This is a genomic window from Spirulina subsalsa PCC 9445 (genome assembly GCF_000314005.1).
In the GTDB taxonomy this organism is placed as follows: domain Bacteria; phylum Cyanobacteriota; class Cyanobacteriia; order Cyanobacteriales; family Spirulinaceae; genus Spirulina_A; species Spirulina_A subsalsa.
Map to the genome: position 1 here is coordinate 3,794,522 of NZ_JH980292.1, position 24,397 is coordinate 3,818,918.

Annotated in this window: 19 protein-coding genes; 9 read left to right on the forward strand and 10 right to left on the reverse strand. The window is 45.9% G+C overall.

Annotated elements, in window-relative coordinates:
- Positions 1-37 precede the first annotated feature (37 nt).
- The 6 genes from SPI9445_RS0117280 to SPI9445_RS25975 all read left to right on the forward strand — a co-directional run bounded on the left by SPI9445_RS0117280 (position 38) and on the right by SPI9445_RS25975 (position 8,636).
- Positions 38-1,120, forward strand: a complete 1,083-nt coding sequence (locus SPI9445_RS0117280; protein ID WP_017306028.1) for a DNA cytosine methyltransferase — start codon at positions 38-40, stop codon at positions 1,118-1,120.
- 192 nt (positions 1,121-1,312) lie between these two features.
- A complete protein-coding gene (locus tag SPI9445_RS0117285) occupies positions 1,313-3,415 on the forward strand; it encodes a glycoside hydrolase family 10-like protein (RefSeq protein WP_017306029.1) in 2,103 nt (700 codons plus the stop codon).
- Positions 3,416-3,480: 65 nt separating this feature from the next.
- Positions 3,481-4,629: a tetratricopeptide repeat protein gene (locus SPI9445_RS0117290; RefSeq protein ID WP_017306030.1), complete on the forward strand. Its 1,149-nt coding sequence runs from the start codon at positions 3,481-3,483 to the stop codon at positions 4,627-4,629.
- A 345-nt stretch (positions 4,630-4,974) separates the two neighbouring features.
- The gene (locus SPI9445_RS0117295) at positions 4,975-6,765 is read left to right on the forward strand and encodes a DUF262 domain-containing protein (RefSeq protein WP_017306031.1); all 1,791 of its coding nucleotides are present in this window, start codon (positions 4,975-4,977) and stop codon (positions 6,763-6,765) included.
- Positions 6,766-6,774: 9 nt separating this feature from the next.
- Positions 6,775-7,113: a HEPN domain-containing protein gene (locus SPI9445_RS0117300; RefSeq protein ID WP_017306032.1), complete on the forward strand. Its 339-nt coding sequence runs from the start codon at positions 6,775-6,777 to the stop codon at positions 7,111-7,113.
- The gene (locus SPI9445_RS25975; protein WP_017306033.1) at positions 7,110-8,636 is read left to right on the forward strand and encodes a P-loop ATPase, Sll1717 family; all 1,527 of its coding nucleotides are present in this window, start codon (positions 7,110-7,112) and stop codon (positions 8,634-8,636) included. The genes SPI9445_RS0117300 and SPI9445_RS25975 overlap by 4 nt, the downstream gene beginning before the upstream one ends.
- A 161-nt stretch (positions 8,637-8,797) precedes the next feature.
- Here SPI9445_RS25975 and rsgA read toward each other — a convergent pair whose 3' ends face one another.
- The 6 genes from rsgA to SPI9445_RS30720 all read right to left on the reverse strand — a co-directional run bounded on the left by rsgA (position 8,798) and on the right by SPI9445_RS30720 (position 15,105).
- On the reverse strand, positions 8,798-9,862 hold the full coding sequence (gene rsgA, locus SPI9445_RS0117310) for a small ribosomal subunit biogenesis GTPase RsgA (protein WP_017306034.1): 1,065 nt from the start codon (positions 9,860-9,862) through the stop codon (positions 8,798-8,800).
- Positions 9,859-10,125: a sulfurtransferase TusA family protein gene (locus SPI9445_RS0117315; protein WP_017306035.1), complete on the reverse strand. Its 267-nt coding sequence runs from the start codon at positions 10,123-10,125 to the stop codon at positions 9,859-9,861. The genes rsgA and SPI9445_RS0117315 overlap by 4 nt, the downstream gene beginning before the upstream one ends.
- A complete protein-coding gene (gene dnaJ / locus SPI9445_RS0117320) occupies positions 10,125-11,258 on the reverse strand; it encodes a molecular chaperone DnaJ (RefSeq protein ID WP_017306036.1) in 1,134 nt (377 codons plus the stop codon). The genes SPI9445_RS0117315 and dnaJ overlap by 1 nt, the downstream gene beginning before the upstream one ends.
- Before the next feature lie 144 nt (positions 11,259-11,402).
- Positions 11,403-13,385, reverse strand: a complete 1,983-nt coding sequence (gene dnaK, locus SPI9445_RS0117325) for a molecular chaperone DnaK (protein ID WP_017306037.1) — start codon at positions 13,383-13,385, stop codon at positions 11,403-11,405.
- A 534-nt stretch (positions 13,386-13,919) separates the two neighbouring features.
- On the reverse strand, positions 13,920-14,696 hold the full coding sequence (grpE, locus tag SPI9445_RS0117330) for a nucleotide exchange factor GrpE (RefSeq protein ID WP_017306038.1): 777 nt from the start codon (positions 14,694-14,696) through the stop codon (positions 13,920-13,922).
- 238 nt (positions 14,697-14,934) lie between these two features.
- Entirely contained in the window at positions 14,935-15,105 is a 171-nt protein-coding gene (locus SPI9445_RS30720; RefSeq protein WP_164674437.1) for a hypothetical protein, read from the reverse strand.
- 204 nt (positions 15,106-15,309) lie between these two features.
- On the opposite strand from SPI9445_RS30720, the gene SPI9445_RS0117335 reads away from it, so the two are divergent.
- Positions 15,310-16,056: a PEP-CTERM sorting domain-containing protein gene (locus SPI9445_RS0117335; protein ID WP_017306039.1), complete on the forward strand. Its 747-nt coding sequence runs from the start codon at positions 15,310-15,312 to the stop codon at positions 16,054-16,056.
- A gap of 170 nt (positions 16,057-16,226) precedes the next feature.
- Here SPI9445_RS0117335 and ffh read toward each other — a convergent pair whose 3' ends face one another.
- The gene (ffh, locus tag SPI9445_RS0117340; RefSeq protein ID WP_017306040.1) at positions 16,227-17,666 is read right to left on the reverse strand and encodes a signal recognition particle protein; all 1,440 of its coding nucleotides are present in this window, start codon (positions 17,664-17,666) and stop codon (positions 16,227-16,229) included.
- A gap of 308 nt (positions 17,667-17,974) precedes the next feature.
- Here ffh and SPI9445_RS0117345 point away from each other — a divergent pair, with 308 nt between their 5' ends.
- Positions 17,975-19,153, forward strand: a complete 1,179-nt coding sequence (locus SPI9445_RS0117345; protein WP_017306041.1) for a WD40 repeat domain-containing protein — start codon at positions 17,975-17,977, stop codon at positions 19,151-19,153.
- A gap of 7 nt (positions 19,154-19,160) precedes the next feature.
- On the opposite strand, the gene SPI9445_RS0117350 is transcribed toward SPI9445_RS0117345, so the two are convergent.
- Complete coding sequence (locus SPI9445_RS0117350; RefSeq protein WP_017306042.1) at positions 19,161-19,730, reverse strand: dihydrofolate reductase family protein; 570 nt, start codon at positions 19,728-19,730, stop codon at positions 19,161-19,163.
- An 89-nt stretch (positions 19,731-19,819) separates the two neighbouring features.
- Here SPI9445_RS0117350 and SPI9445_RS0117355 point away from each other — a divergent pair, with 89 nt between their 5' ends.
- Positions 19,820-21,376: a hypothetical protein gene (locus SPI9445_RS0117355; protein WP_017306043.1), complete on the forward strand. Its 1,557-nt coding sequence runs from the start codon at positions 19,820-19,822 to the stop codon at positions 21,374-21,376.
- Here SPI9445_RS0117355 and SPI9445_RS0117360 read toward each other — a convergent pair.
- Positions 21,373-23,364 (reverse strand): methyl-accepting chemotaxis protein, encoded by a 1,992-nt coding sequence (locus SPI9445_RS0117360; RefSeq protein ID WP_017306044.1) that lies wholly within the window; start codon positions 23,362-23,364, stop codon positions 21,373-21,375. The genes SPI9445_RS0117355 and SPI9445_RS0117360 overlap by 4 nt on opposite strands.
- A 143-nt stretch (positions 23,365-23,507) precedes the next feature.
- The gene (locus SPI9445_RS0117365) at positions 23,508-24,086 is read right to left on the reverse strand and encodes a pentapeptide repeat-containing protein (protein ID WP_017306045.1); all 579 of its coding nucleotides are present in this window, start codon (positions 24,084-24,086) and stop codon (positions 23,508-23,510) included.
- Positions 24,087-24,397: the final 311 nt, after the last annotated feature.

Consider the following 24,397-nt stretch of genomic DNA (forward strand, 5'->3'; position numbering starts at 1 on the left):
AACAACCAGCCAGCCTTTCCTTATTTCCTATCCGCCCTTGAACGAGCATAAACCCATAAAATTTATAGATATTTTTGCCGGAATCGGAGGATTTCGTTTAGGATTTGAACCCGTTGGCTACCACTGTGTTTATTCCTGCGAAAATAACCCCCATTGTCAAACCGTGTATGCTCAAAACTTCGGAGAACATCCCGCCGGAGACATTACTCAAATTAACCTAGAAAAAATTCCAGATTTTTCGGTTTTAACCGCAGGATTTCCTTGTCAACCCTTTAGTATTTGCGGCAAGCGCGAAGGATTTAATGATACCAGAGGGACATTATTCTTTTATGTATGTCAGATCATTAAAACTCATCAACCGACCGTTGTCATTTTAGAAAATGTAAAACACCTATTACATCATGATCAGGGCAAAACGTTTGACGTTATTTTATATGCCCTAGAAGATTTAGGCTATCACGTCAACTACAAGCTTTTAAACGCCAAGGATTTTGGCGTACCTCAAAATCGAGAGCGGGTGTTTATTGTCGCGTCGTTGTTTAAAAAATTTGATTTTACCAAACTTGAAGCCAATGCCGTCACACCCCAATTAAAAGAATATTTGGTAGAACAAGGAGATTTTGAATATCTCAACCCCGAAGACTATACATTAATTGAAAATCCGAAAAAACAAGACTCTGGTTTAATCTTTGTCGGATATCGGAATAAAGGAATTTGGCGCAAAGGCATTCGACCTAATACCAAGCATCTGTCGAGAGTGCATCGCCAACCCAATCGAATCTATTCCATTGAAGGAGTACATCCTACTCTTCCCTCTCAAGAAACGTCTGGACGCTTTTTTATTTATTTGCCTGACGAAAAAAGAGTCAGAAAACTAACCCTTAAAGAATGTTATAGAATGATGGGTTTTCCTGATGACTTTTCCATTCATTCTAACTCAAGTGAAGCGTACAAACAAGTTGGTAATTCGGTTTGTATTCCGTTAGTTAAAGAACTCGCTCATCAAATTAAGCAACAGTTTTTTTCTCCCCCGGAAACTTCAGCCAAAAACCAACAGAGGCAAGCCCTTGTTCAAAAAGTGCTGGAGATATTGAAATTTTTAATCAAAAGATTCGCTTAGAATTCATAACGTTTTTTAGTTAAATAGCTATTTTCAGGTGTAAAGATTTCATGAAGTTTATTTTTATTCATAAAATCCAACGGGTTTCATGTAGTAATGAATCATTAATGATTCCTCCCCCCACTCTCCCCAGCAATTTCAGTGAGAAAATAGAACATGGATTTAGAAAACGCTTAAGGATTGCCACCTGTTATGAAAACCCTGAAAACCACCGCCACAGTCACCGCCGATGGGATGTTAATTGCCAGAACGCCCAATGTGTCTCCGGGCGGTTATCAGGCCGTGATTGCGCTGGATAACCCCAGTAGTGCGCCGCTTTTCCCGGATATTCGAGGCCATTGGGCGCAACCGTTTATTGAGGCTTTGGCGAGGCAAGGGATTATCACTGGGTTTCCCGATGGCACGTTTCGCCCCAATCAAGCGGTCAATCGGGCGCAGTTTGCGGCTTTGATTCAAGCGGCGTTAAGGCGGCCGGCGGTGCGGCCAGCGATTCAATTTAGAGATGTGGCGGGGACATTTTGGGCGGCTCAAGCGATTAATAATGCTTACACGATGGGCTTTATTTCGGGGTTCCCGAATCAAGAGTTTCGCCCCCATCTGGAAATCCCTAAAGTTCAGGTATTGGTGGCTTTGGCGAATGGTTTAAGGATTGAACTGCCCCACATCCCGGATGTGAATTTAACGGACTATTATCTTGATGCGGCGAGCATTCCGGCCTATGCGATTGAACCACTTAAAAATGCTACTCGCGCCAGTTTGGTGGTGAATCATCCCAATGTGAGGCAATTAAGCCCTAATCAGCCCGCGACGAGGGGGGAAGTGGCGGCGATGATTTATCAGGCGATGGTTTACTCTGGGCAGGTGGGGGATATTTTCTCTAATTTTATTGTCAGTCCTCCCCAACCGGCGACGGTGGCGGTGAGTCATCAACGGGAGTTTCGCGGGGTGTGGGTTCCGGCGATTTGGAATCGGACGTTCCCCTCAAAACGGGGGATGTCTACAGCCGAACAACAGGCAGAAATTCGGAAAATTGCTGATGCGATTCGGGATGTGAAGTTAAATGCGGTTTGTGTGCAGATTCGCCCGGAAGGGGATGCGCTGTACGCGTCGGGGCGTGAACCTTGGACGGCTTGGTTGTCGGGGGTTCAGGGACAACCGCCCCATCCGTTCTATGATCCGTTGGAGATGTGGATTCAAGAATGCCATGCGCGCAATATTGAGTTTCACGCTTGGTTTAATCCTTACCGGGCGAGGAGTGGCAATCAAACCTATACGACGATTCCTCCCCATATTGGGGCGGTTCATCCCGAAGCGGTTTTGAAGTATGGCAATGAGGAATGGATGGATCCGGGTCAGCAGGTGGTGATTGACCGGACTTGTGAGGTGATTCTGGATGTGGTGCGTCGTTATGATGTGGATGGGATCCAGATTGACGATTATATCTATCCTTACCCGATTCAGGGGGTGCCGTTCCCGGATCAGGAGACGTATCGGGCTTATCAGGAGCAGGGGGGGACGTTATCGTTAGCGAATTGGCGCAGGGATAATGTGAATCGTTTGGTGGAACGTTTGGCGCGGGAGATTCGGCAGGCGAAAGCTCATGTGAAGTTTGGGATTAGTCCGTTTGGGATTTATCGTCCGGGGGAACCGGAGGGGATTCGGGGGTTGAGTCAGTTTGATGATCTCTATTCGGATCCGAAAAAGTGGTTGGCGGAGGGCTGGGTGGATTATATGGCACCTCAGTTGTACTGGAAGATTGACCCTCCAGCGCAAAGTTATCCGGTTCTGTTGAAGTGGTGGACGGATAATAATCCGAGGGGGGCGCATATTTATGTAGGAAATAATGTGGCGCGTTTGTCTAGTAATACTTGGGATGTGAATGAGTTTGAACGGCAGGTGGAGATTACGCGGGGGATGGCGAATCAACGGGCGCTGGGCAATATTTTTTATTATATGAGTCCGTTTCTGGAGAATTGGCAGGGGTTGACGGAGGCGTTTAAGAGCCGGGTTTATGTGAAACCGGCGTTGGTGCCGTTGATGGCAGGGAAACCGAGTCAACCGCCGATGATTCCGGCTCGGGTGCGGGTGGTGAATGGTCAGTTGTCGTGGGATGCGACGAATGTGGGGGAGGTGCGGGCTTGGTCGTTGTATCAACAGGTTTCAGGTCGTTGGGAGTTACGGGATATTTTGCCGTCTGGCACGCGCCGGGTGACGGTTCCGGCGGGGACTTATGGGGTGTCTACGGTGAATCGTTTGGGGGTGGAAAGTGAGGCGGTGGTGGTAACGGTGCGGTAATGGTGGTTTTTCTGGGTCGGGGTGTGTTGGGTTTTGCCTCGACTGTCCATTGATGGGAGGTTGTGATGCGTTTATTCTACGGTTTGGCGCTGGTGTTGGGTTTGACGGGATGGGGGGGGGCTGTGTTGGCGCAGTCTGTGCCGACGGGGTTACGTTGTGAGGGGGTGGAGATGCCGTCGGTGGTTGAGGAGCCGATGGATGGGGTGAGGGTGGGGGATTTTCGCTTGTGTGGGGGAGATGTGGCGGGGGCGATCGCGGCTTATAAGGAGGTTTTGGCGCAATTGTTGCCGGAACAGGGGATGGAGGGGGTTTATGTGCGGTTACGGTTAGCCCGGGCGTTGGTGGTGGCGGGTGAGTTGGAGGGGGCTTGGGGGATGTATCGGGGGGCTATTGCTCAAGATCCGTTCTATGGTCGAATTTTGGATGATCGTCAGTACACTCCTTTGGGGGAACCGGTGACGGATGGGGGGGTGGAGGGGGAGGCGAATAAGGCTCCGGTGTTTGTAGAGGGACCGGTGGATGCGATCGCCTATTTTGAATTAGGTTGGGCGTTAGAACAAGGAGAACGCTGGACTCAGGCGGTGGAAGCCTATCAAAAAGCCCTAGAAATTAACCCCCAGTTTGCCTTTGCTTACAATCGCCTCGGATATACTCTATTTCGTTTAGAAGACTATGAGTCAGCCCAGGCCGCTTTAGAACGAGCGCTCGACCTCAACCCAGAATTAGTCTGGGCTTATTATGATTTGGGCTATCTTTTCACGTGGATTCATCAAGCTAATTTAGCCTTTCCTCTATTTCGTCAGGTGGTGGAGTTCCACACAGCCTTACAGCCGTTTACTGATGATGATAAGGACGCCATTGTTTATCAAATGATTGCTGATGTTTTCATGGAACAAGGCACCTTTGCCCCGGCTGCCCAAGCTTATGAACAAGCGATTTTCTTAGCCCCCCAACAAAGTTGGGTCTATTTCCGTTTGGGGGTGGCTTTTTTGAACTTAGAGCAGGAATCCAAGGCAAGGGAGGCGTTCCGTGAGGCCTTATCCCGCTTACCCCATGATGTTATTCCCGATAACAACACAATGGCGTTAGATTTAGCCCAAGCGTTAATCTTTGAACAGCAATGGACAAGAGCAAAAGCGGTGATTGAGGAGGTGTTACGGCGATATCCCAATTCTATTCGAGGCCAACAATTGTTAGAACAAGTCGAGCGTTAGCGTTGAGCAATCTTGTGAACTCCAGTGATCAAAGATTCCGGCTTATTAAGCACAGTCCTTGGTTATAGACTTCACAAGCAGAGTGGCTGTACTTGATGGTATGGTTAAAAGCTCTATATTGGGACAAATCCAGTTCTCCGAATTCATACCGAGTCAGAATGGCCACTTTAATACGAATTGCTACGCTACGCTATAATCAGGACAGCATAGAAACTTTCTCAAATTGATTAGAGGTCTTATCCCATTAGGTTAAAACTTCTGTACCACTGCAAAAGAAAGGCTATCAGAGGTTTCTGTTTATAAGCTGTTGACAGTAACGTAACTAAAGACACCGCAATCAGAATTATGTCCAATACTCCAACAATTGAATCCCAAAACTTAAGCATTTCAAAGATATTTCAGGATTTTTATATTGTTCCTAGCTTTCAGCGTGAGTATGTCTGGAAAGAGGAACAGGTTGAAAAACTGCTCCAAGATGTTTTAGAGTATCTGGATTTAGATGAAGGAGAAAGCAGTTCATCGGAGTATTTTTTGGGTTCAATAGTTGTATGCCCCGATTCTACTGATAACAAGCAAACTTTTCAGTTAATAGATGGTCAGCAAAGATTAACTACAATTTATTTGATATTTTGTGTCATAAAATACTTTATCGAGAGTTTAGATGGTCAGTCTAAAGCCATAGAAACCTACTTACAAGGTACCACACAAAATACTGAAACTGGAGATGACATTGATAAACCAAGATTGTTTTTAGAATATGATGGTGACGCGCAACAAGTTATTACCAATTATATTTCTTCTGCAAAAGAACCATACACGGAACTATTGAACCGTTCAGGATCTGCACGTAATTTAGCAGACGCATGGGATGTGATAAGTAAGTTTCTTTCAGAAAATCTTGAGCAAGATGTTAGAATTTATAAAAAATTTTCAACTGCAATTGCTAATCGTACTAAGTTAATCCGCATTGAAACTCCTAACCTACGAAATGCTTTAAAAGTTTTTGAAACTATTAATGAAAGAGGAATCGGTCTAACTCCAGTTGATTTATTGAAAAATTACCTGTTTATTCATACAGCCAACCAGAAAGATAGAGAAAATCATTGGCAAACTTTAACACGAAAATGGCAACAACTTTTGAATATATTATATAAAGATAAACAACAACCTTTACAGTTTTTACGTTATTACCTAATGTCTCATTATGACGAAATTGATTTTTCTAATAGTTTTCCTGAAGATGAAATCTATGACTGGTTTTTAAAATATGGACAGCAGAAAGGTATTCAATCAAATCCCATTAATTTTCTTGACAACTTAATTAGTGCAGCTAGTGATTATTGCAAGTTTCTCAACGGCAAAAATGTTGATGGTTCGGATAATAGTCATCTCAAAGCCATCTCCAAAATTCAAGGTAGACTTAAGTCTCATCTTGTATTGTTGCTAGCTGGTCGAAAACTCGGTCGTGAATCATTTGAAAAATTATCATATTATACTGAGAACCTATTTTTTATTTTTTCTATTACCCGTAAGACTAGACGAAAAGATTTTAACATTACTCGTGAATTTACTTATTGGTCTAGAAAATTAAGAAAATTGAAAACGGATCAAGAACTAGATCGTTTTATCAAAGAGCATTTCTTAGTTCAAATACAAGAGCTTAAATCGGAATTTAAGGAAACTGTAAACGTGACTTCTGGGGCAAATTTAGCTAAGTATAGACTCCGTTATTTATTGGCTAAAATAGCACAATATGTTGAGCAAAGGTGTTTCGGTAACTGTGAATCTCTAGATTTTTATTTAGACAAATCTATAACAATTGAGCATATTCTACCACAATCTCAAAAAGATGTTATATGTAATAATCTTGGTAATCTTACGCTACTCGAAAAAACGATAAACAGTTCAATTTCTAATAAATCCTATGATGAAAAAAGAAAAGGTTATAAGCAATCAAAAATATTAATAACTCGCTCCCTATGTGAACAGCCGTCTCTTGGGAATAATACTCAGTTAAATCGTGCTGTCAAAGCTTTGTGTTTGACAGAATTTCTGGAATGGGATCATAACTCTATTCAGAAGCGTCAAAAAATCCTAGTTAATATTGCTATGAAAGTTTGGGGTTTAGAAAATTAATAGGGCTTATTGCTTCGAGGGATATTCAGCAGACCCTATTTAGCAGGATATGCCATTGAATGCAGTTTAAAAGCACTTTTACAAAAGCGGGGGACAGGTTTTCCAAAACATGGTCAACAGGGGCATAATTTGCGAGGCTTATGGGAAGCGGCCAACTTTCAACTTTCTGATCTTGCCGATCCTACCGGAGCAAAAACATTCTATCTGGAAAAATGGGACACTTCCCTACGATATGAAGTCAGTTGTGATAGTTCTTTGAGCCATCAAGAATTAGTAGAGGGAGCTAAACAGTTAACAGTTTGGATACGAACTCAAGTGCGTCGTAATCGACTGAGGAAGCGTAGATGAACTATTTAGAAATTAAAGATAAAATTGAGCAAAATATGTTAGCGGCTCATCTAAAAATTGAAGACTTACGCATTCAACAGGATGAATATACCGGGTGGCGTATTGTAGTTATTTCTTCAGATTTTGCCGAAAAAGCTCACTCCGAACGGCAAAAAATAGTCCTAAATGGACTTGAATCTCTAACCATTCAATGGTTAGATTTACTCACCCCTCAAGAGCAAGAATGGGCAGGTTCTCTTCCCTTAGATGCCCCCTTAGAAAACTTGCCCTTATGGCCTGAAGCATTGGAATCTTTTAAAGAGATTGATAGGCAGTTGGAAGTCCATCAAAAAAGTTGGCGTGAATTTTGGCTGATTCAAATGTGCCTTGCTTGTTATTTGTCTTGGTCAGAGGAAAAACCTCGACCTAACGAGGCTTTAGATGATGTTTTATCCAGTCCATTAAAGACTGAACTTGACTTAATTAACTGGATTGAAAATTTATTACAAAAACCAAAATGTGGTCTTTTGATGAAAGATTGGCTGATGGGGTTTGATCAGGCTGCTTCGGATAGAACTTTTTTATTAATTGATGGGTTAGATACAGGTTTTGGCAGTGGTAAGCTGGAACAAGCAATCAGAACAAAATCTATTGCTAATTTACTTTCCTTAATCAATGATTTAGAATATGATTTGACTCACTTTAAGTTTAAAGTGATGTTACGGGAGGATATTTGGCGCAGATTGCGGTTTGAGAATAAAAGCCATTTTTTTGGTCGTTCAGTCACGCTGCAATGGTCAGAATCGGTGGACTTCTTTAAGGTAATTGCTAAAACAGCGTTACAGGCGAATACGTTTAAACTTTTAGTGCAATCCCTTGAAGAACAACACAGTCAAGGACGTTTTTTATTCCACAGTGATGATTTCAACTTAACGGAGCAACAAGTCTGGAATATTTGGAATCTGCTTGTAGGTGAACGAATGCGGGGAGGAAAATCAGCCTTTACCCGGAATTGGGTTTGGAAACGAATTGCGGATGGGAGTAATAATCATAGTCCCCGTGCGTTGTTACAACTTTTTGCCCAAGCGAAGGATTGGGAAAGGGGGGAACAAGAAAAGAATAGCTATGGGAAAACAGTGATTCGACCGAAAGCGTTGATTGTCTCGTTAGAAGAGGTATCAAGACAGAGTTTAGATGCTTTGATTCAGGAAGAGTTTCCTAATCTAGGCAACTTGGTTGAATGTTTAAGACAAATAGGACGTTCTCCTTTTAAAGCCAATGAGGTGGAAGGATTAGAGGACGAGTTAAGTCTGGCAATAGAAGTCGGTTTATTGTCGGTTTATGAAGGGACAAATGATGAAGTTGAACGCTATAAAGTACCGGATTTATATTTATCAGGGATTGGGATGACTAGGAAAGGTCAAGCGCGAGCAATATCTCTCAATGACAGAGGCTTTAACATGGGATCAAGGGTGCAGAAAAGCAGTAAAATAAGAGATTATTTCGCCTTACCTTGGGGAAAAATATATCAAGAGTCTAAGTAGGGTCTGCTGAATATCCCTCTAACTTTTGTTCATAAGGCTTTAGGCTGTTTTAATGGCAAGGTTTTAGGGATAAATAATCAAAAAGGCTTGTCTTGTTCCGACTCCCCCCTGTTCCCGGTTTCCCGTTCCCTAACCCCACGAGTAGAGTTATTCAGCAAGCCCTACCTATCCAATTCCTCACTCTGTACTTCTTCCACTAAATCTTGTAAAGCTTGGTGACGGGAACGACGGGAACGACGGCGGTATTTTTTACTCTCTAAACGGGGTTCATAGACCCGTTCCCCAGACCCCTTAATTTTCAACTTCACGCTGTCCTCTTCGTCGGGGCGCTGTTGGCGTAATTCTTGACGGGCGATCGCCTCTGCCAGAAACTTGAGATAATGCTCGTACCGTTCCCAGTCCCCTCGAACCTGACAATTCGGCTCGTCCCGATGTAAACAATCACTAAACTGACAAGCACCTTGTCCCAACACCTCCCGCGCTTCCGGGAACGCATAAACTAACTCCGTGGGATCACAATCTAAATCCGGCTTATTAAACCCCGGACTATCGGCCAATAATCCCCCCATCGGTAACTCGAATAACTCCACATGGCGGGTCGTGTGGCGGCCCCGTTGCAGTTTCCCGGATACTTCCCCCACCCGTAAGGCCACATCAGGAATCAGTTGATTAATTAAACTCGACTTACCCACCCCAGAAGGCCCTGCAATTACCGTAATTTTGCCCGCTAACTGCCCCAAAACACGGTCTAACCCCTCCTGTTGCTCCACACTGATTAAAAGGGGGTTATAGCCCCATTTTCCCAGCCGTTCCTGCCAGGCGGCTTGTTCCGAGGGGGAGACTAAATCCTGCTTGTTTAAACATAAACAGGGGGTGAGTGCCGTTAATTCCGCCTTGATTAAAAAACGGCTTAATTGCCACGGGTCTAGGGGGGGTTCAGCCAAGGAAAAAACCAATAAAATCTGCTCGGCATTGGCTACGGGAGGGCGTTCTAATTGGGTTTGACGGGGGAGAATTTCCGCGATCGCACCCCGTCGCGCCACCTCGTCGATTTCCTCCACTACCACGCGATCGCCCACCATCACTTTCTGACCCAATTTCTTCAAGCGCGATCGCCGGGTACACAATACACTATCCCCACCCCCCACCAAACGCACCTGATAAAAATTCGCCTGCACCGCCACCACCGTCCCCCGGAGCAATTCGGCCCCCCCCTCCGGTATCATACCGACTGAGGACGACAAACCTGCAAGGCGAAAAACTCCCCTCGGTCTTCAATCGCCGCCAAATGATACCCCTCCATCACCAAACTATCCGGCACCTGTTCAATGGGTTCCCCCCCATCTAACCAGACCTCCAACCATTCCCCCCTCGGCATTTGCTCTAAACGCAACTTCGTTCGCACAAAATTAATCGGACAAGGCGTTCCTCGCAAATCCAACTTTGTGGCAATCTCTTCCGTAATCTTCCCTGCAACTGACTCGTTCATCATCCCCGGAACATCTTCCCTAGAAAACCCTCTAACCCACCTTTCCCAGTGCTTTCACCCTTCAAGTGCGCCAACTGCTCCAATAACTCTCGCTCCTCTTGGGTAATCCGCGTCGGAATATCCACCTTAACCGTAATCAAATGATCCCCCCGACTCACCGCATTACCTAAACGGGGAACCCCTCGGTCTTCCAACTTAATCACCGTATTGGGTTGAGTCCCCGCCGGAATGGTCATTTCTACATCACCATCCACCGTATTCACCAACAACTTACAGCCCAAAATCGCCTGTAAATAACTCACCGTAATTTCCGAGAGGATATTCACCCCATCCCGTTGGAATTCCGCATCCTCTTCCACAAACAAATACACATACAAATCTCCCGACGCGCCGCCGCGAGAACCAGCATCCCCTTCTCGGGCAACCCGTAAGCGCGTCCCATTATCCACACCAGGAGGAATTGTAATCTTTAACTTCTTCGTTTCCTGCTTGCGGCCTGCCCCACCACAAGCCTCGCATTTCTCCTCAATGACTTGTCCGTCCCCGTTACAAGTCGGACAAACTGACACCTGAGCAAAACTCCCAAAAGGCGTGCGTGTTGCTCGTCTCACCTGACCCGTCCCGTTACAAGTCGGACAAGTCCGCGCCCCCGTCCCCGGTTTCGCTCCCGTACCGTTACAAACATTACAATTTTCTAAATGGGGAATACGGATTTCCTTCTCACCGCCAAAAATGGCCTCGCGAAACTCCAATTTCAAATCCAGCCGTAGGTCATCCCCACGCACTGGTCCCGTGCGGCGGCGGGTGCTAGTGGTGCCGCCCATGCCCCCAAACCCACTAAAAATTGTCTCGAAAATATCGGCGAAACCGCCCATATCGCCGAAGTCTGACCCATACCCTGCACCAGCCCCAGAAGCCACTCCCGCTTCACCAAAGCGATCATATCTCGCCCGCATTTCCGGATCCGAGAGAACCTCATGAGCGCGATTAACTTCCTTAAAACGGTCTTCTGCCCCCGGTTCTTTATTGACATCGGGGTGATATTTGCGAGCCAAACGGCGGTAAGCCCGTTTAATTTCATCTTGTGAGGCATCACGCGAGATACCGAGAGTTTCGTAGTAGTCGCCTGCCATAGAGCGGTGATAGTTTGGGTAAATAGTCCTTACTCAGTGTATCAAAAATCGGTTCACGATTGGGGAATAGGTGATAGGGAATAGGTAATAGGGAATAGGTAATAGGGAATAGTCTCCCCCTCTCCCTTCCCGTTCCCTCTTACATTAATCTACAGGCTCATAATCGACCGCAACAGTTTCGTCCTCATCGTCAAAATCAAAACTAAACTCGTCTTCTTCCTCCTCGGGTTCTGGTTCAGGGTCAATCGTGGTCGCCTGTTCCGAGAAGGGGGATGGAGTATCGGCCACGGCCTCAAACTCCTCGCTGACCCCTTGATTGGCTCGATTATATAAATCCGTCCCCACCGCTAACACAGCTTGTTTAAATTCGTCTAAACAAACTTTAACGGTTTCCACGGTCGCTTTGGGATCGGCAAAGGCTACATCTAAGGCCTTGCGTTTTCGTTCCGCTTGGACTTTTAAATCTTCCCGGATTAACGCCGCGTTGTCCTTCAGGGTGGAGTCGTGGGTGTAAGCGATACTGTCGGCTTGGTTGCGCAATTCCACCAATTCCATGCGCCGACGGTCTTGTTCGGCGTACTGTTCGGCTTCTTGGCGCATCCGTTCCACTTCGTTGGAACTTAATCCTCCGGTGTTGGTGATGCGGATACTTTGTTCTTTTCCGGTAGCCTTATCTTGGGCTGAAACCCTGAGAATCCCATTAACATCAATCTCAAAGCTCACTTCAATTTGCGGCACTCCCCGAGGGGCGGGTAAAATCCCAGTCAGCAGGAATTTCCCTAGACTCTTATTATCCCGTGCCATTGCTCGTTCCCCTTGCAGAACGTGGATTTCTACGGATGTTTGCCCATCAATGGCGGTGGAGAAGATTTGCGATTTGCTGGTGGGGATGGTGGTGTTGCGTTCAATAATTTTGGTGAACACTTCGCCTAGGGTTTCAATCCCAAGGGAGAGGGGGGTCACATCCAATAACAGCAGGTCTTCTACTTCCCCGCCGAGGATACCCCCTTGAATGGCAGCCCCCAAGGCAACGGCTTCATCGGGGTTAACGGAACGGTCGGGTTCTTTGCCTTTGAAGAATTTTTTGATCGCATTGGCGACGGCTGGAATGCGGGTAGACCCTCCCACTAACAAAATCCGGTCAATGTCATCAACGGTAAGATCACAATCTTTTAAGGATTGATTGACCGGGAGAACAGTTCCTTCGATGAGATGAGAGGCGAGTTCCTCGAATTTGGAACGGGTGAGTTCTGTTTCAAGGTGTTTCGGTCCGGTTTCGTCGGCGGTGATGAAGGGCAGGTTAATGGAGGTTGTCCCCATGCTGGATAACTCGATTTTGGCTTTTTCGGCGGCTTCCCGTAGCCGTTGTAAGGCCATTTTATCGTCGCCTAAGTCCACCCCTTGTTCTTCTTTGAAGTTTTCGATCATCCAACGGACAATCACGTTGTCGAAGTCATCGCCGCCGAGATGGTTGTTGCCGGAGGTGGATTTGACTTCAAATACACCGTCGCCTAGTTGCAGGACGGACACATCAAAGGTTCCTCCGCCTAAGTCGAAGACCAGAATATGCTGATCTTGATCTTGTTTATCTAGCCCATAAGCTAGAGCGGCGGCGGTGGGTTCGTTGATAATCCGCAGCACTTCTAACCCCGCGATGGTTCCCCCGTCTTTGGTGGCTTGGCGCTGGGCATCGGTGAAGTAGGCGGGAACCGTGATCACGGCCTGGGTTACGGGTTCTCCGAGAAATTTTTCCGCGTCGGCTTTTAATTTCTGGAGGATCATGGCGGAGATTTCTTGGGGGGTGAAGTTTTTCCCCCGGATGGCTACGTCCACGGTGTCATCCCGACCGCGTACACAGTTGTAGGGGACTCGCGATCGCTCTTCGACGGTGTCATCCCAACGCCGACCAATGAAGCGTTTAATACTATAGACGGTGTTTTCCGCATTGGTGACGGCCTGACGTTTAGCTAATTGCCCAACCAAGCGTTCTCCTGATTTGCCAAACCCTACCATACTGGGGGTGGTTCGCCCGCCCTCTGTATTTTGAATCACGAGTGGTTTTCCACCTTCTAAGACAGCAACGCAACTATTGGTTGTCCCAAGGTCAATCCCGATGACTTTTCCCATAGCACTTCGGCTCTAAATATTTGTGCAGTAGACTGGATAAAAATGGGGAATAAAGCGATGAAATATTAGGTTTACTCAGCGATTGAAATCAATAGACTAATCTCAATTGAGATCAATAAATAGACTGATCTCAACCCCGTTAAGGAACGAGCAAACTGTTGATGACTAGACATTCCATGGAGTTTGTTATCTAGAGCTTAAGGGATTAAACCCTTTTTTTCAATGAATTTTACCTTCACTCAGTTCTCTAGATCAGTTTTGAGCCTTCACGGATTTTTATTCCCCAGTATTCGGGCTAACAGTAGGGGCTGTTCAACTGTATTCCCTCAATAATCGATTTAAACTTGCTTTTAAATTGCTTTAAAATCGATTTTTTTAGTCGATAGACTAATTTATGATGTAGCCCTTTTGGTTTGATCGGTTTGGTTGAATTGAGTGGTTTCAAGACCCCTAGGATTCTAACACAAGCCCTAGAAGGCTTCCCCCAAAATGCCCCACAACGTAAATAGACTTTACTCCGAGGGGAGAATGGATTTATTCCCCTTCCCCGGCTTCTGGGGGGGCTTCTTCTTCTGAAACCATTGGCGGTTCTGGGGCAGCAGCGACTTTAACCATCGCGTGCCGTAAAACCCTATCATGGAGAAGATACCCACGAACTAGCTGTTCCATAACAGCCCCTTCTGGATATTCGTCGGTGGGCTGTCGTAACATGGCTTCATGGAAGTTGGGGTCAAATTCCTGGCCTTCGGGGCGCATGGCTGACACTCCAATCCGTTTGAGTCCATCGACTAGGTTTTTGTAAACGCTTTGATAACTCTTGTGGATGACCATTTCCGCTTCGGTGGCGGGTTTAATTTGCGATCGCGCCCGTTCAAAGTTATCCACCACAGGCAAAAGCTCCGTAATGGTATTCCGTTTAACGTGATACTCCTGTTCTTCTTTTTCCTTTTGAGTTCGCTTACGAAAGTTATCAAAGTCGGCGGCGATTCTCAAGGACTGGGCTTTATAGGTTTCGAGTTGTCTCCCCTGTTCCGCGAGTTGCTGACGCAGGGACTCGACTTCTAACTGAAGCGCTTCGATAATTTGGGCTTGTTCACTAGAAACAGCATGAGTTTCCGGTGCATGAGTTTCCGGTGCAACTTTTCTAGCCTCTTCCCCTTCAGGGATAACTGTTTCCCCGTCAGGGCTAGGAATTGCTTCACTCGTGACCTGCTCATCTAAGCTGGTTTCCGAGTCTAAAGAATCTGTATTAATCTCTGCTCCTTCATCAGGATGATCTATATTCACTTCTGGCTGCTTTTGCTCGTCCATCATAACGTCTTGTATCTACCTCGAACACGCTGTACAGCATACCTGCACTCACGCCGTTAAGAATGACACGCATTCCCTTTCAATATCATACCCCCTCTCTTTGAGGGATGTATCAGCTTTTTTTCTAGAAACGAGGAAACCCGGAACTTTCTCGCTTGTCAAAGGGGAGCAGGGGAGCAGGGGGGCAGGGGAGCAGGGGAATAGCTAAAACTCTTGACTATTCGCGACACCCGATTCCCTAGGGCGCAAGCATTGCGCCCCTACACCGATTCCCGATTCCCGATTCCCGATTCCCGATTCCCGACTCCCGACTCCCGACTCCCGACTCCCGACTCCCGACTCCCGATTCCCGATTCCCGACTCTTGCCTCTCTAGTTCTCTGGGCTAGAATAGAAAAGAGGCAATTCACCCCCCTTTTTGTCTGATTTAACTCTATGGGGTGTTTACATTTCCCCTAGTGTTCTTAAAGATTAGATAAATTTGCCGGGATTGCTATAGACAGTCCGCAATTCCGTTGTTTAACCTTGAAGATAAGAAGAGAAGGTTTGAACAACCGGATTCTGTTTAGGGAAAAGAAGGCTGGATCAATTACCGAAAAGGGCTAGGAGAACAAATGAACAACTTATCTACTCTTGTTAAAAATACTGCCATTTCTGCTGGTGTTGCGATCGCCGCATCTACATTCTTCGCCGCTACCCCGGCCGATGCGTTTACGATGAGATTCGACCCCGCTTTAGGTGGAGCAGCAACAAGTGATTATACTGGATCCACGGGTGAATTAAAATTTGACTTTTTGGATGCAGGTAACGACTCTGTTAAAATTTTGCTGACCATTAGCAACACCACCCCCTCTGAAATCGGTTCAAGCTTAGTGGGTTTTACTTTTGATCAGTTCGACTGGATGGAAACGCTGTCCTACACCTATGACGACATGGGGACAAACTTCACCCGCGTCTTTGATCCTGTTACAATGCAGCCTTTTGGCTCTTTCGACTTTGGGATTCGCACGACGGGTAATGGTAATTTCCAAGGGGGAAGTGCTAACCTCGGTTTGAGAGAAGGGAATTCGGCTCAGGTTGCCTTTACCTTCCAAAAAGTGGGTAAAACAGCTAGTGAATTAGAAAGCCTGTTTTCCAGTGCCTACGAAAAAGGCGAGTTACGCTCCGGCGCTCGTTTCCAACAAGTTGGTCCAAATCAAGCAGATAGTGACATCGTTTTGGGTCACTACTTCCAAAGTGTTGAAATTCCTCCTGAAGAGCCTGTTGTTTCTGTTCCTGAACCCACCGTTACCCTTGGTTTAGGGATGTTCGCCCTTGGCGCTTTAGGGGCTGGTCGCAAAAACCGCAAGTCTGAGTGCTAATTCACCCTCAACGGTAGTCAAGCTTTTTACCCAACATCAGGAATCCAAATGAAGGAGCATGAGGAATAACACTCATGCTCCTTGTTTTTGGCAGAATCATTAGGGCTTGCTGAAAAAGTCAGAGAGTCGGAGTCGGAAATGAGAGACATTAAACCCCTCAAATTCCCACCCTACAGCGTGCCGAATCCTTTCTTTTTCTTCTTCTTACCCGCCTTTTTCTTACTGCCCCCACTGTAGCCTCGGAAACCGGGCTGAGGTCCACCGCCCAGAGGATTGCCCATTCCCGGCATCCCCGGCATCCCCGGCATTCCGCCCCCCATGCCCATTTGTTTCATCATGGCGCGCATCCGGGTAAAGTCGGCAATCAGTTTAGACACTTCCGCTTCACTATGACCCGACCCTTGGGCAATACGACGGCGACGACCGGGGGATTTCGCTAATAAATCGGGGTTGCCGCGTTCCTCTTTGGTCATGGAATTAATCATGGCCTCAGTGTGTTTCAGTTGACTTTCGCCTTTTTGCAACACATCACCGCTAATTTTGTTCATCCCGGGGATTAATTTCATCACCCCCGCTAAAGACCCCATATTTTTCAAGAGGCGCATTTGTTTGAGGAAATCGTTAAAGTCAAAGCGGGCTTCGAGGATTTTTTCCTGCATCGCCATGGCATCGGACAGGTCAATTTCCTCCTGGGCTTTTTCGACTAGGGTGACAACATCGCCCATGTTGAGGATACGGGAGGCCATGCGGTCGGGATAGAAGGGTTGTAGGGCTTCGACTTTTTCCCCCACCCCGATAAATTTAATCGGTTGCCCGGAAATACAGCGCACGGAGAGGGCGGCCCCCCCGCGACTATCCCCGTCCATTTTGGTGACGATGGCTCCGGTGATGCCGATTTCTTCGTGGAAGGTACGGGTGAGGGTGGCGGCCTCTTGTCCGGTCATGGCATCGACGACCAGTAGGGTGTCGTGGGGTTGGACGGTGGCCTTAATTTGGGCTAATTCGGCCATCATTTCCGGGTCGATTTGTAACCGTCCGGCGGTGTCGATGATAACGGTATCTACGCCCATTTCTCGGGCTTTGGCTACCCCTTGTTTGGCAATTTCAACGGGGTTTACGTCTTTGCCGAGTTCAAAGACGGGGACATCAATTTGTTGACCGAGGGTGATGAGTTGGTCGATGGCGGCGGGGCGGTAAATATCGGTGGCCACCATTAAACAGGTGCGCTTTTCTTTGCGTAAATAGAGGGCGAGTTTAGCGGTGGCGGTGGTTTTCCCGGTACCTTGCAGCCCGGCCATGAGGATGACGGTGGGGGGGGTGTCGGCTTGGGCGAGGGGGGCGTTGCTTTCCCCCATGACGTTTACTAATTGGTCATAAACAATTTTGACAAATTGTTGGTCGGGGCGCACTCCGGAGATGACTTCTGCACCGAGGGCTTCTTTTTCAACTTCGCTGATGAAGGTTTTAACGACTTGCAGGTTTACGTCGGCTTCTAGTAGGGCGCGCCGGACTTCTTTGAGGGCTTCTTTTATATTATTTTCGGAGATTTTATCTTGACCGCGTAGTTTTTTCCAAGCGTCTTCTAAGCGTTCTGCTAGAGCATCAAACATAATTTTTCATTCCTGCGTTTTTCAAGTGATCTCTGGACTCGGGAGAGTCCGGGATTAGCATAAGATACCCCCACCTCGCGCCCTCGCAGGTGAGGAGAGCTTTATCCAGCCTCTATCATGTTTAGGTTTCAGCGTTTTGGGCTTCTTGCGATTTTAGCATTTTCAGGGTCTAGGGGGGAAATCCTCATGGATTCGGCTGTGTTCTGGTTGAGGTTCCCCTGCTTAAAGGCGAAGGAATTCTTCATTCACAGACTCGCCGTAAGTCAAAATAGGAGGAGAGTTCTTCAGATGGTGAAACTTCTGTCCTTATGGTTCATGGTCAACCCCAACAACCGAGAGATTTTGATGTGGTGATGGGATCCCAATCTGTCACTCCAGAGACGGCGTTAGTTCTGGGGGGTCTAGAAGGGGTGAGACGGCGGGTGAGTAGTCCGGTGGTGGAATCGCGTAAAATGGCGCTGCAAGAGGCTTTAAAGTACGGAAAAGGGGGCTTAGAGCTAATTATTTCGGCGCTCTATGATGAGTCGGAACAGGTGCAACGGGTGGCCTATCAGTTGTTGCGCTATCGGACGGAGGGGGATGTGCTGGGGGCGCTCAGGGCTTATTTGCCCTATCATCTGTTTGAGGAACAGGGGGGGATGCGGGTAGGACGGGGGGCGACGGTGGATGGGCTGGGACGGGCGATCGCACACCTCAAGGGAAAAACCCTAGAAGTCTTGGATATCGCCACTCGTGAGGTTTTATATTCCCTCCCCCGACAGCGTAATGAACGTTTATTTCTCTGTTCTCCTGACTGTCTGATTCGCGTGATTCAACAGAAAAATGCTCGGATTGAAGTGTGGGAGGAGGGGGAGTTAAAATGGGAGTTTTCGGGTCATCAAGGCCGCATTGATGCCATGGCTTTTTCCCCGGAACAACAAATCCTTGCTACCGGAGGCAGTGATACAGTCATTCGTCTCTGGAACCTCAAAACCGGGAAATTAGTCGGAACACTGGGGAAACATTTAGTTTTAGGCGCTCATAGCGATCGCATTTTTGCTTTACAATTCAGTCCCACAGGCAATACCCTAATCAGTAGTAGTCAAGATGGTACCCTTAAACTTTGGGATCTCCGCACTCGGGATCGACCTCGCACCCTACACACCTATACCCTCCACTTTGCCTTAAGTCCCGATGAATTAACCCTCGTCACTACCGACTGGTCTGGAAATCTAGCCTTTTGGGACTTATCCTTACAGAAAATTCAGCGCACTATTGCTGTTTCTTATACCCACTGTCTCACCTTTACCCCCTATGGTCGCATTCTCATCACAGCCGGAGGGGATCGGATGATTCATTTCTGGAATCCCTACACCGCAGAATTAATTCATTCCCTTTCTGGTCATCATCAAAATATTACTTCCCTCATCCTAACGGCTCAGGGTCAACAATTGATTAGCCTAGGACAAGACAACGAGCTAAAAATTTGGGCTGTCCTTGAACAGTAAACAGTCATCAGGACATTAATTCATCTCCCAAAATATGATAATGACTCTGCACAAAACCATTAGCAAAATACTTTGTCTCACCATGCTTTAACCTTATATCCCGGGACAGAGAACCAAATAAAGGAATCCCTTCCCCTAACAAAATTGGAACTCTAGTAATGATCAAATTCTGTAATAATCCCTCCCGTAAAAAATGTTGAACTGTCTGACCACCATCCACATATAAATGCTGAAATCCCTGTTTTTCTAGTTGTTGGACTACATCCCGAGGATTCGCACAAAGAGAGGACACCGTTTGAGCTAAAACCGGAGGAATTGCAATTGACTGATGACTTAAAACCACAATCTTTTTATGCCCATAAGGCCAGAAGTCAAAAGATAATACCACCTCATAGGTATTTCGTCCCATCACCATCACATCGACAGAATTCATAAACATCTGATAACCATAGTCTTCTATTTCAGTTCCATCAGAGGAGGTGGAACTGTAATCTGGATCATTCAGCCAATCAAGATCGCCATTTGTGCGAGCAATAAATCCATCTAAACTGGTAGCAATATAGCTGGTAATTTTCATGGTATTTGATTAATCCAATCTAAAATCAGTTAAAAACAAGCTCAAAATGTTACAATTGACAGAGGCTTGTCAAGACATTATCTATTAACATGAAACCTATTGTTACAATTGCCCTGCTATTGGGACTGTTAAGTGCCTGTGGGAACGAAGGAGGTTCTAATGGGGTGGGACAATTACCTGCGGGGAGCAGAAACGACGGGAATTGTCCAGCACCTCCCGCGTCTCCTGTGGAATTAACAGCCGTTGAAAATGTGGAATTTTATGCAGATCGCTTCAATTTTCAGATTCGAGACATTCAACAGGATGGTCAAATTTTACGGTTTCAATCCTCAAATTATGATTTTGTTTACTGTAACGAAACCTGGACCGTTCAACGGGGAACCTATCAAGCGCCACCCCCCAAAACATGGGAAGAACAACAAGCAGAACTTGAAGATCCAACCTATCAATCCTTCGAGGTAAACGGACAGCTTTATTATTATCGCGCTTATTTAGATCCGAGTCCCCTAGCGAATCCCAATCAACTCTCCCAGAGAGTCATTTTTGAGATCGTTCCCCCCGGTCAAGATGAACCCATTGTAACAACACTCTACACCGTGCAGCAGTTAAGAAACGCCAATCTGGGGGCGGAATTATCGGATCCGCGAGAGATTCATGGAATTGTTTATCGCGATCGCCCGCTTTGGGTAGTTTCCGCCTATAAAGGAGAAGGATTTAGTGGAATTGCCACCTTCATCACCTACGATCCCGAACAGGAAACCGTTATTATCAGTCAACCCCCAGAAATTGCGGGTCAAGTAATCACCGATCTCAAAGTGAGTCCCGATGATACCCTCTGGATGACCACCCAACTCTCTGGGGAAGGGAATCCCTTCTATCCCGGAATGGGGTTAGTCTCCTATCAACCCCCTGCCAACAGTCTCCAAGGGGGACAAGTGCGCTCCTTCCATGTGCGCAATAGTCCCCTCCTTGGAGCCATTCCCACCCGGATTCACATGGATGGAAATACCCTCTGGGTGGGTACTGGCAACGGCATCTGTCAAGTGAACACCCAACAAGTCGAAACAGCCCAAGGATGGGATTGTTGGCGCTTTGCCTTAATGGTCGAGGGTGACAATAGAACCATTGCACTCCATAGCCATTCCCAAAGTGAGAATCCCAGCGCGGAAATGACCCTAAACGACCCCCTAGAGGTGTTATGGTGGGTACCCGGGGGTGAATCCGTCTCAGATCCCGGACGGTATGAAGTCCGCTATGAACCGGGATTTGAAGCCACCTTACGGGAAGGTCGCCGATTTTGGGGGTTTGACCCTGAAGACTTCCCCCCCGATTATCTGTATCCCCTATATTGGTCTGGGTCAGAATGGCATTGGAATGGCGATCGCTTTATTCGGGGATTTGATGCCGTTAGCTTGAACTTCTTCGGAGGAGGCCCCCCAGCCATCCGACAAGATCCCGACAATTACGACTTTCCCCCCGATTTACGCGCTGTGCGAGGAGACTTAACCATTCTAGACATCCAAGACGAAACAATGAATATTCGGCACCATTCCGCTTGGATAGACGACAAACAACTCTCTCCTTACCTCACCCTTTTACCCGTCCAACAGGTCGAAAATCCCCAAGGCGATCCACTCCTCCCCTAATCCCCCTCTTTTCCCATCCCCTTTAAATGTTTCATGGTCGCTAAAATTTGTTCAATAGCGACCGATTGCTGATGAGTATTCAAAGAAATCTGCTCCGAATTGACCACAATATGATTGACTGCACTAACCACCGTTTGCAAAGCATCCTGACTATCAGAAGTGACTTGGACTGTTGAACTCATCGCAGATTGGATCTTTTCCACTAAGTGATTAATCGCTGCCGCAGAACTTTGACTTTGGTCTGACAAACGACGGATTTCCTCGGCAATAACATTAAATCCCGCTCCATTTACCCCTGAACGAACTGCTTCAACCGCCGCATTCAACGCCAGCATATTCGTTTGATTCGCTAAATCACTAACCACAGCAGAGATTATGCCAATTTTATTAACTTGCTGATTTAAATCACCAATTTCTGTAGTCAATCTTTTGACATTCTCTTGTAAGCTAAAATGATTATAACTTTCCACTAAATTGTCTTGTCCCTCAATCAAAGATAATACCCTGTGCGCTCCCTTCGCTGCCTCTGAAGCTTGATCGGCTGAACTACGAGAAGAAGCACTTAGCTCATCCATACTCGTTGTGACTTGCTGCACAGATGTCTCTTGATTCTCTAAGGTTTCAGTTACTTTTTTAAGCAATTGCTGCTGTTTCAATAACGCACTTTCTAAGGCTTGATTTCGCTGAGAAATTTCATCCGCCATCAAATTAAAAGCCTTTGCCAAAATACCGATTTCATCTTGACGATCATTTTGAATTAAAACAGAATAATCCCCCGCAGAAATTTGACGAGTAGCCCTGATAAGTTCTTTTAAAGGTGTAGCAATTTGTGACCGAATAATGAATCCTAGAGCAACACTTAAACACCCCAGAAATATCAAAGCAAAAATGGCATTAAATACAGCTATACCTAGCACTTTTTCTCGTAAAGTATTCTTAGGTAGAACGGTCACAAAGTACCAATTAGGTGTCGGAATACTTTGTACAGCTAAATATTCACCATTCAATTTATTATCGATAATCCCTTCTTCAGAAGGTGCATTTGTTACTAATTCAAAAATATGGCGTAGATGGGGATCTTCCGATTCGGCTATACTATAAGCAACAGTGCTTTCTGAAATTTTTTCCATTAAATTAGGATGAGCAATTAACTTTCCTTCCCGATTAAAAATGAGATTATATCCTCCCTCGATATGATCATCAATGGTGCGCTCAATTAAACTGTTTAAGCGAATATCATGGGCTACTGTAGCAATCGGTTGATCATTTATTTCTACCGGAGTAGAACAACTAACTAACCAAATTTCACTGACTTCTTCAAGATAGGGAGACGTGCAAACTGTTGTTCGTTCCGGATTATTTGCAGGAGTAGCAACCTCATACTCTTCTTGATCTGGCATATTTAAAGTAGCCGATGTTTCTTGACTCCAAGTGGGGAATTCTGGCCAATAAACAATAATAATATTGTCAGGAGTCATGACAAAAGTGCTTTGAAAACGATTATGCCATGCTCGACCATAGGATTCTATCAATCTCTGAAGCATTAAAACCCTGCCCTGAAGCTCAGGAGTAATTGATAAAGACGGATCAATATGTACTCCAGCTTGACGCTCCCCATCGAAATTTTCAGGACGATTACGCACCACACCATCGGGAAAACGGACAAACAAACTATTAAATTCCTCTTCTAAATTATCCGTAGCGAGATCCTCTATTTGTTCAATAATTTGCTGTTTTAGAATTTGGTGATTATCCGCCGCCAATTGAAATACTTCCTGTTCTCGTTCTACCCTTGTTGTTACAGAAGAACTGAGTTGTTCCAGGCGCTGATCTCGCAATAGGGAAAACATTTGTTGATAACCAACAAAGGTTGCCGAAACGACTAAAATACTCGAAGCAATCACAATTCTTGATAAAGTCTTTTGCGTTATTGAACCTTTGATCAGGTCGTCTTGAGTGAGTTTTTTGTTATCGGGAAAGTTAAACATAATTGACCTCGCCTTGTTATCTTGCCTTAGTATTTTTGCCTAGATACTTTGACAAAATATAGGTTGATTGCTCAAATCGCAGGAGGAATTCATAAATTCCCCCTACCATCACCTATTTAGGATTGTTATAAGTAAGCCAACTTCTACAATCCTACTGATTGATATTGAGGGCTACTATTGCTGGCAATAAACACAGCACCTTGACTCATAAACAATGTCATCAACTCAGCAGATAATCCTTCAACACTGATAAATTCTGCTTTCTCTACCCCCACATCTACCCAAGTTGCACCTTGAGCATTAGTCTTAATTAATTTGGCGTGATTTAACGTCGTATCGACTAACTTGGCTCGCTTCAAAGTCGCATTACTTAAATCCACATAACTTAAGGTAGCATGACTTAAATCCGCCCCACTTAAATCTGCCCCACTTAAATCCGCCCCACTTAAATCCGCCCCACTTAAATTTGCCCCAATTAACTCCGCTTCACTTAAATCCGCCCCACTTAAATTTGCATTACACAGATTGGCATTAATCAAGTTAGCGCGGAATAAATTGGTTCCTAATAAATTCGCTCGATAGAGATTGGCACTAAACAGGTTACAGCGAAACAAACTCGCACCGCTTAAATTCACCCCCTCTAAGTCACAACGAAAGAGATCCAGATCCCGAAAATCTCTGGCTCCGGCTGCATATTTTTGTAACAAAGTATTTACATCCATGATGGTTTGTATCGCTAAGGTTGACCAATACTTCTATTGTCCCAAAATCCTACAAATTCATGGCTTTTGTAAAGTTATTTTGCAATTTTCGGTAATCTGGGGTGTTTTATTGGCAACTCTACCCCCATTCTAGGGGGAATTCATCAATTCCCCCTACCATTACCTATCCACCTATTTAGAGTTTGCGGAAAAAACCGTTCTCTGCGAGACGCTAGACTCAACAAGGGAATAGGGAATAGGTAATAATTCTTAATTCCCTGACTCTCGGATTTATTCAGCAAGCCCTATTTAGGATAGGTTTTGCTAGGGTG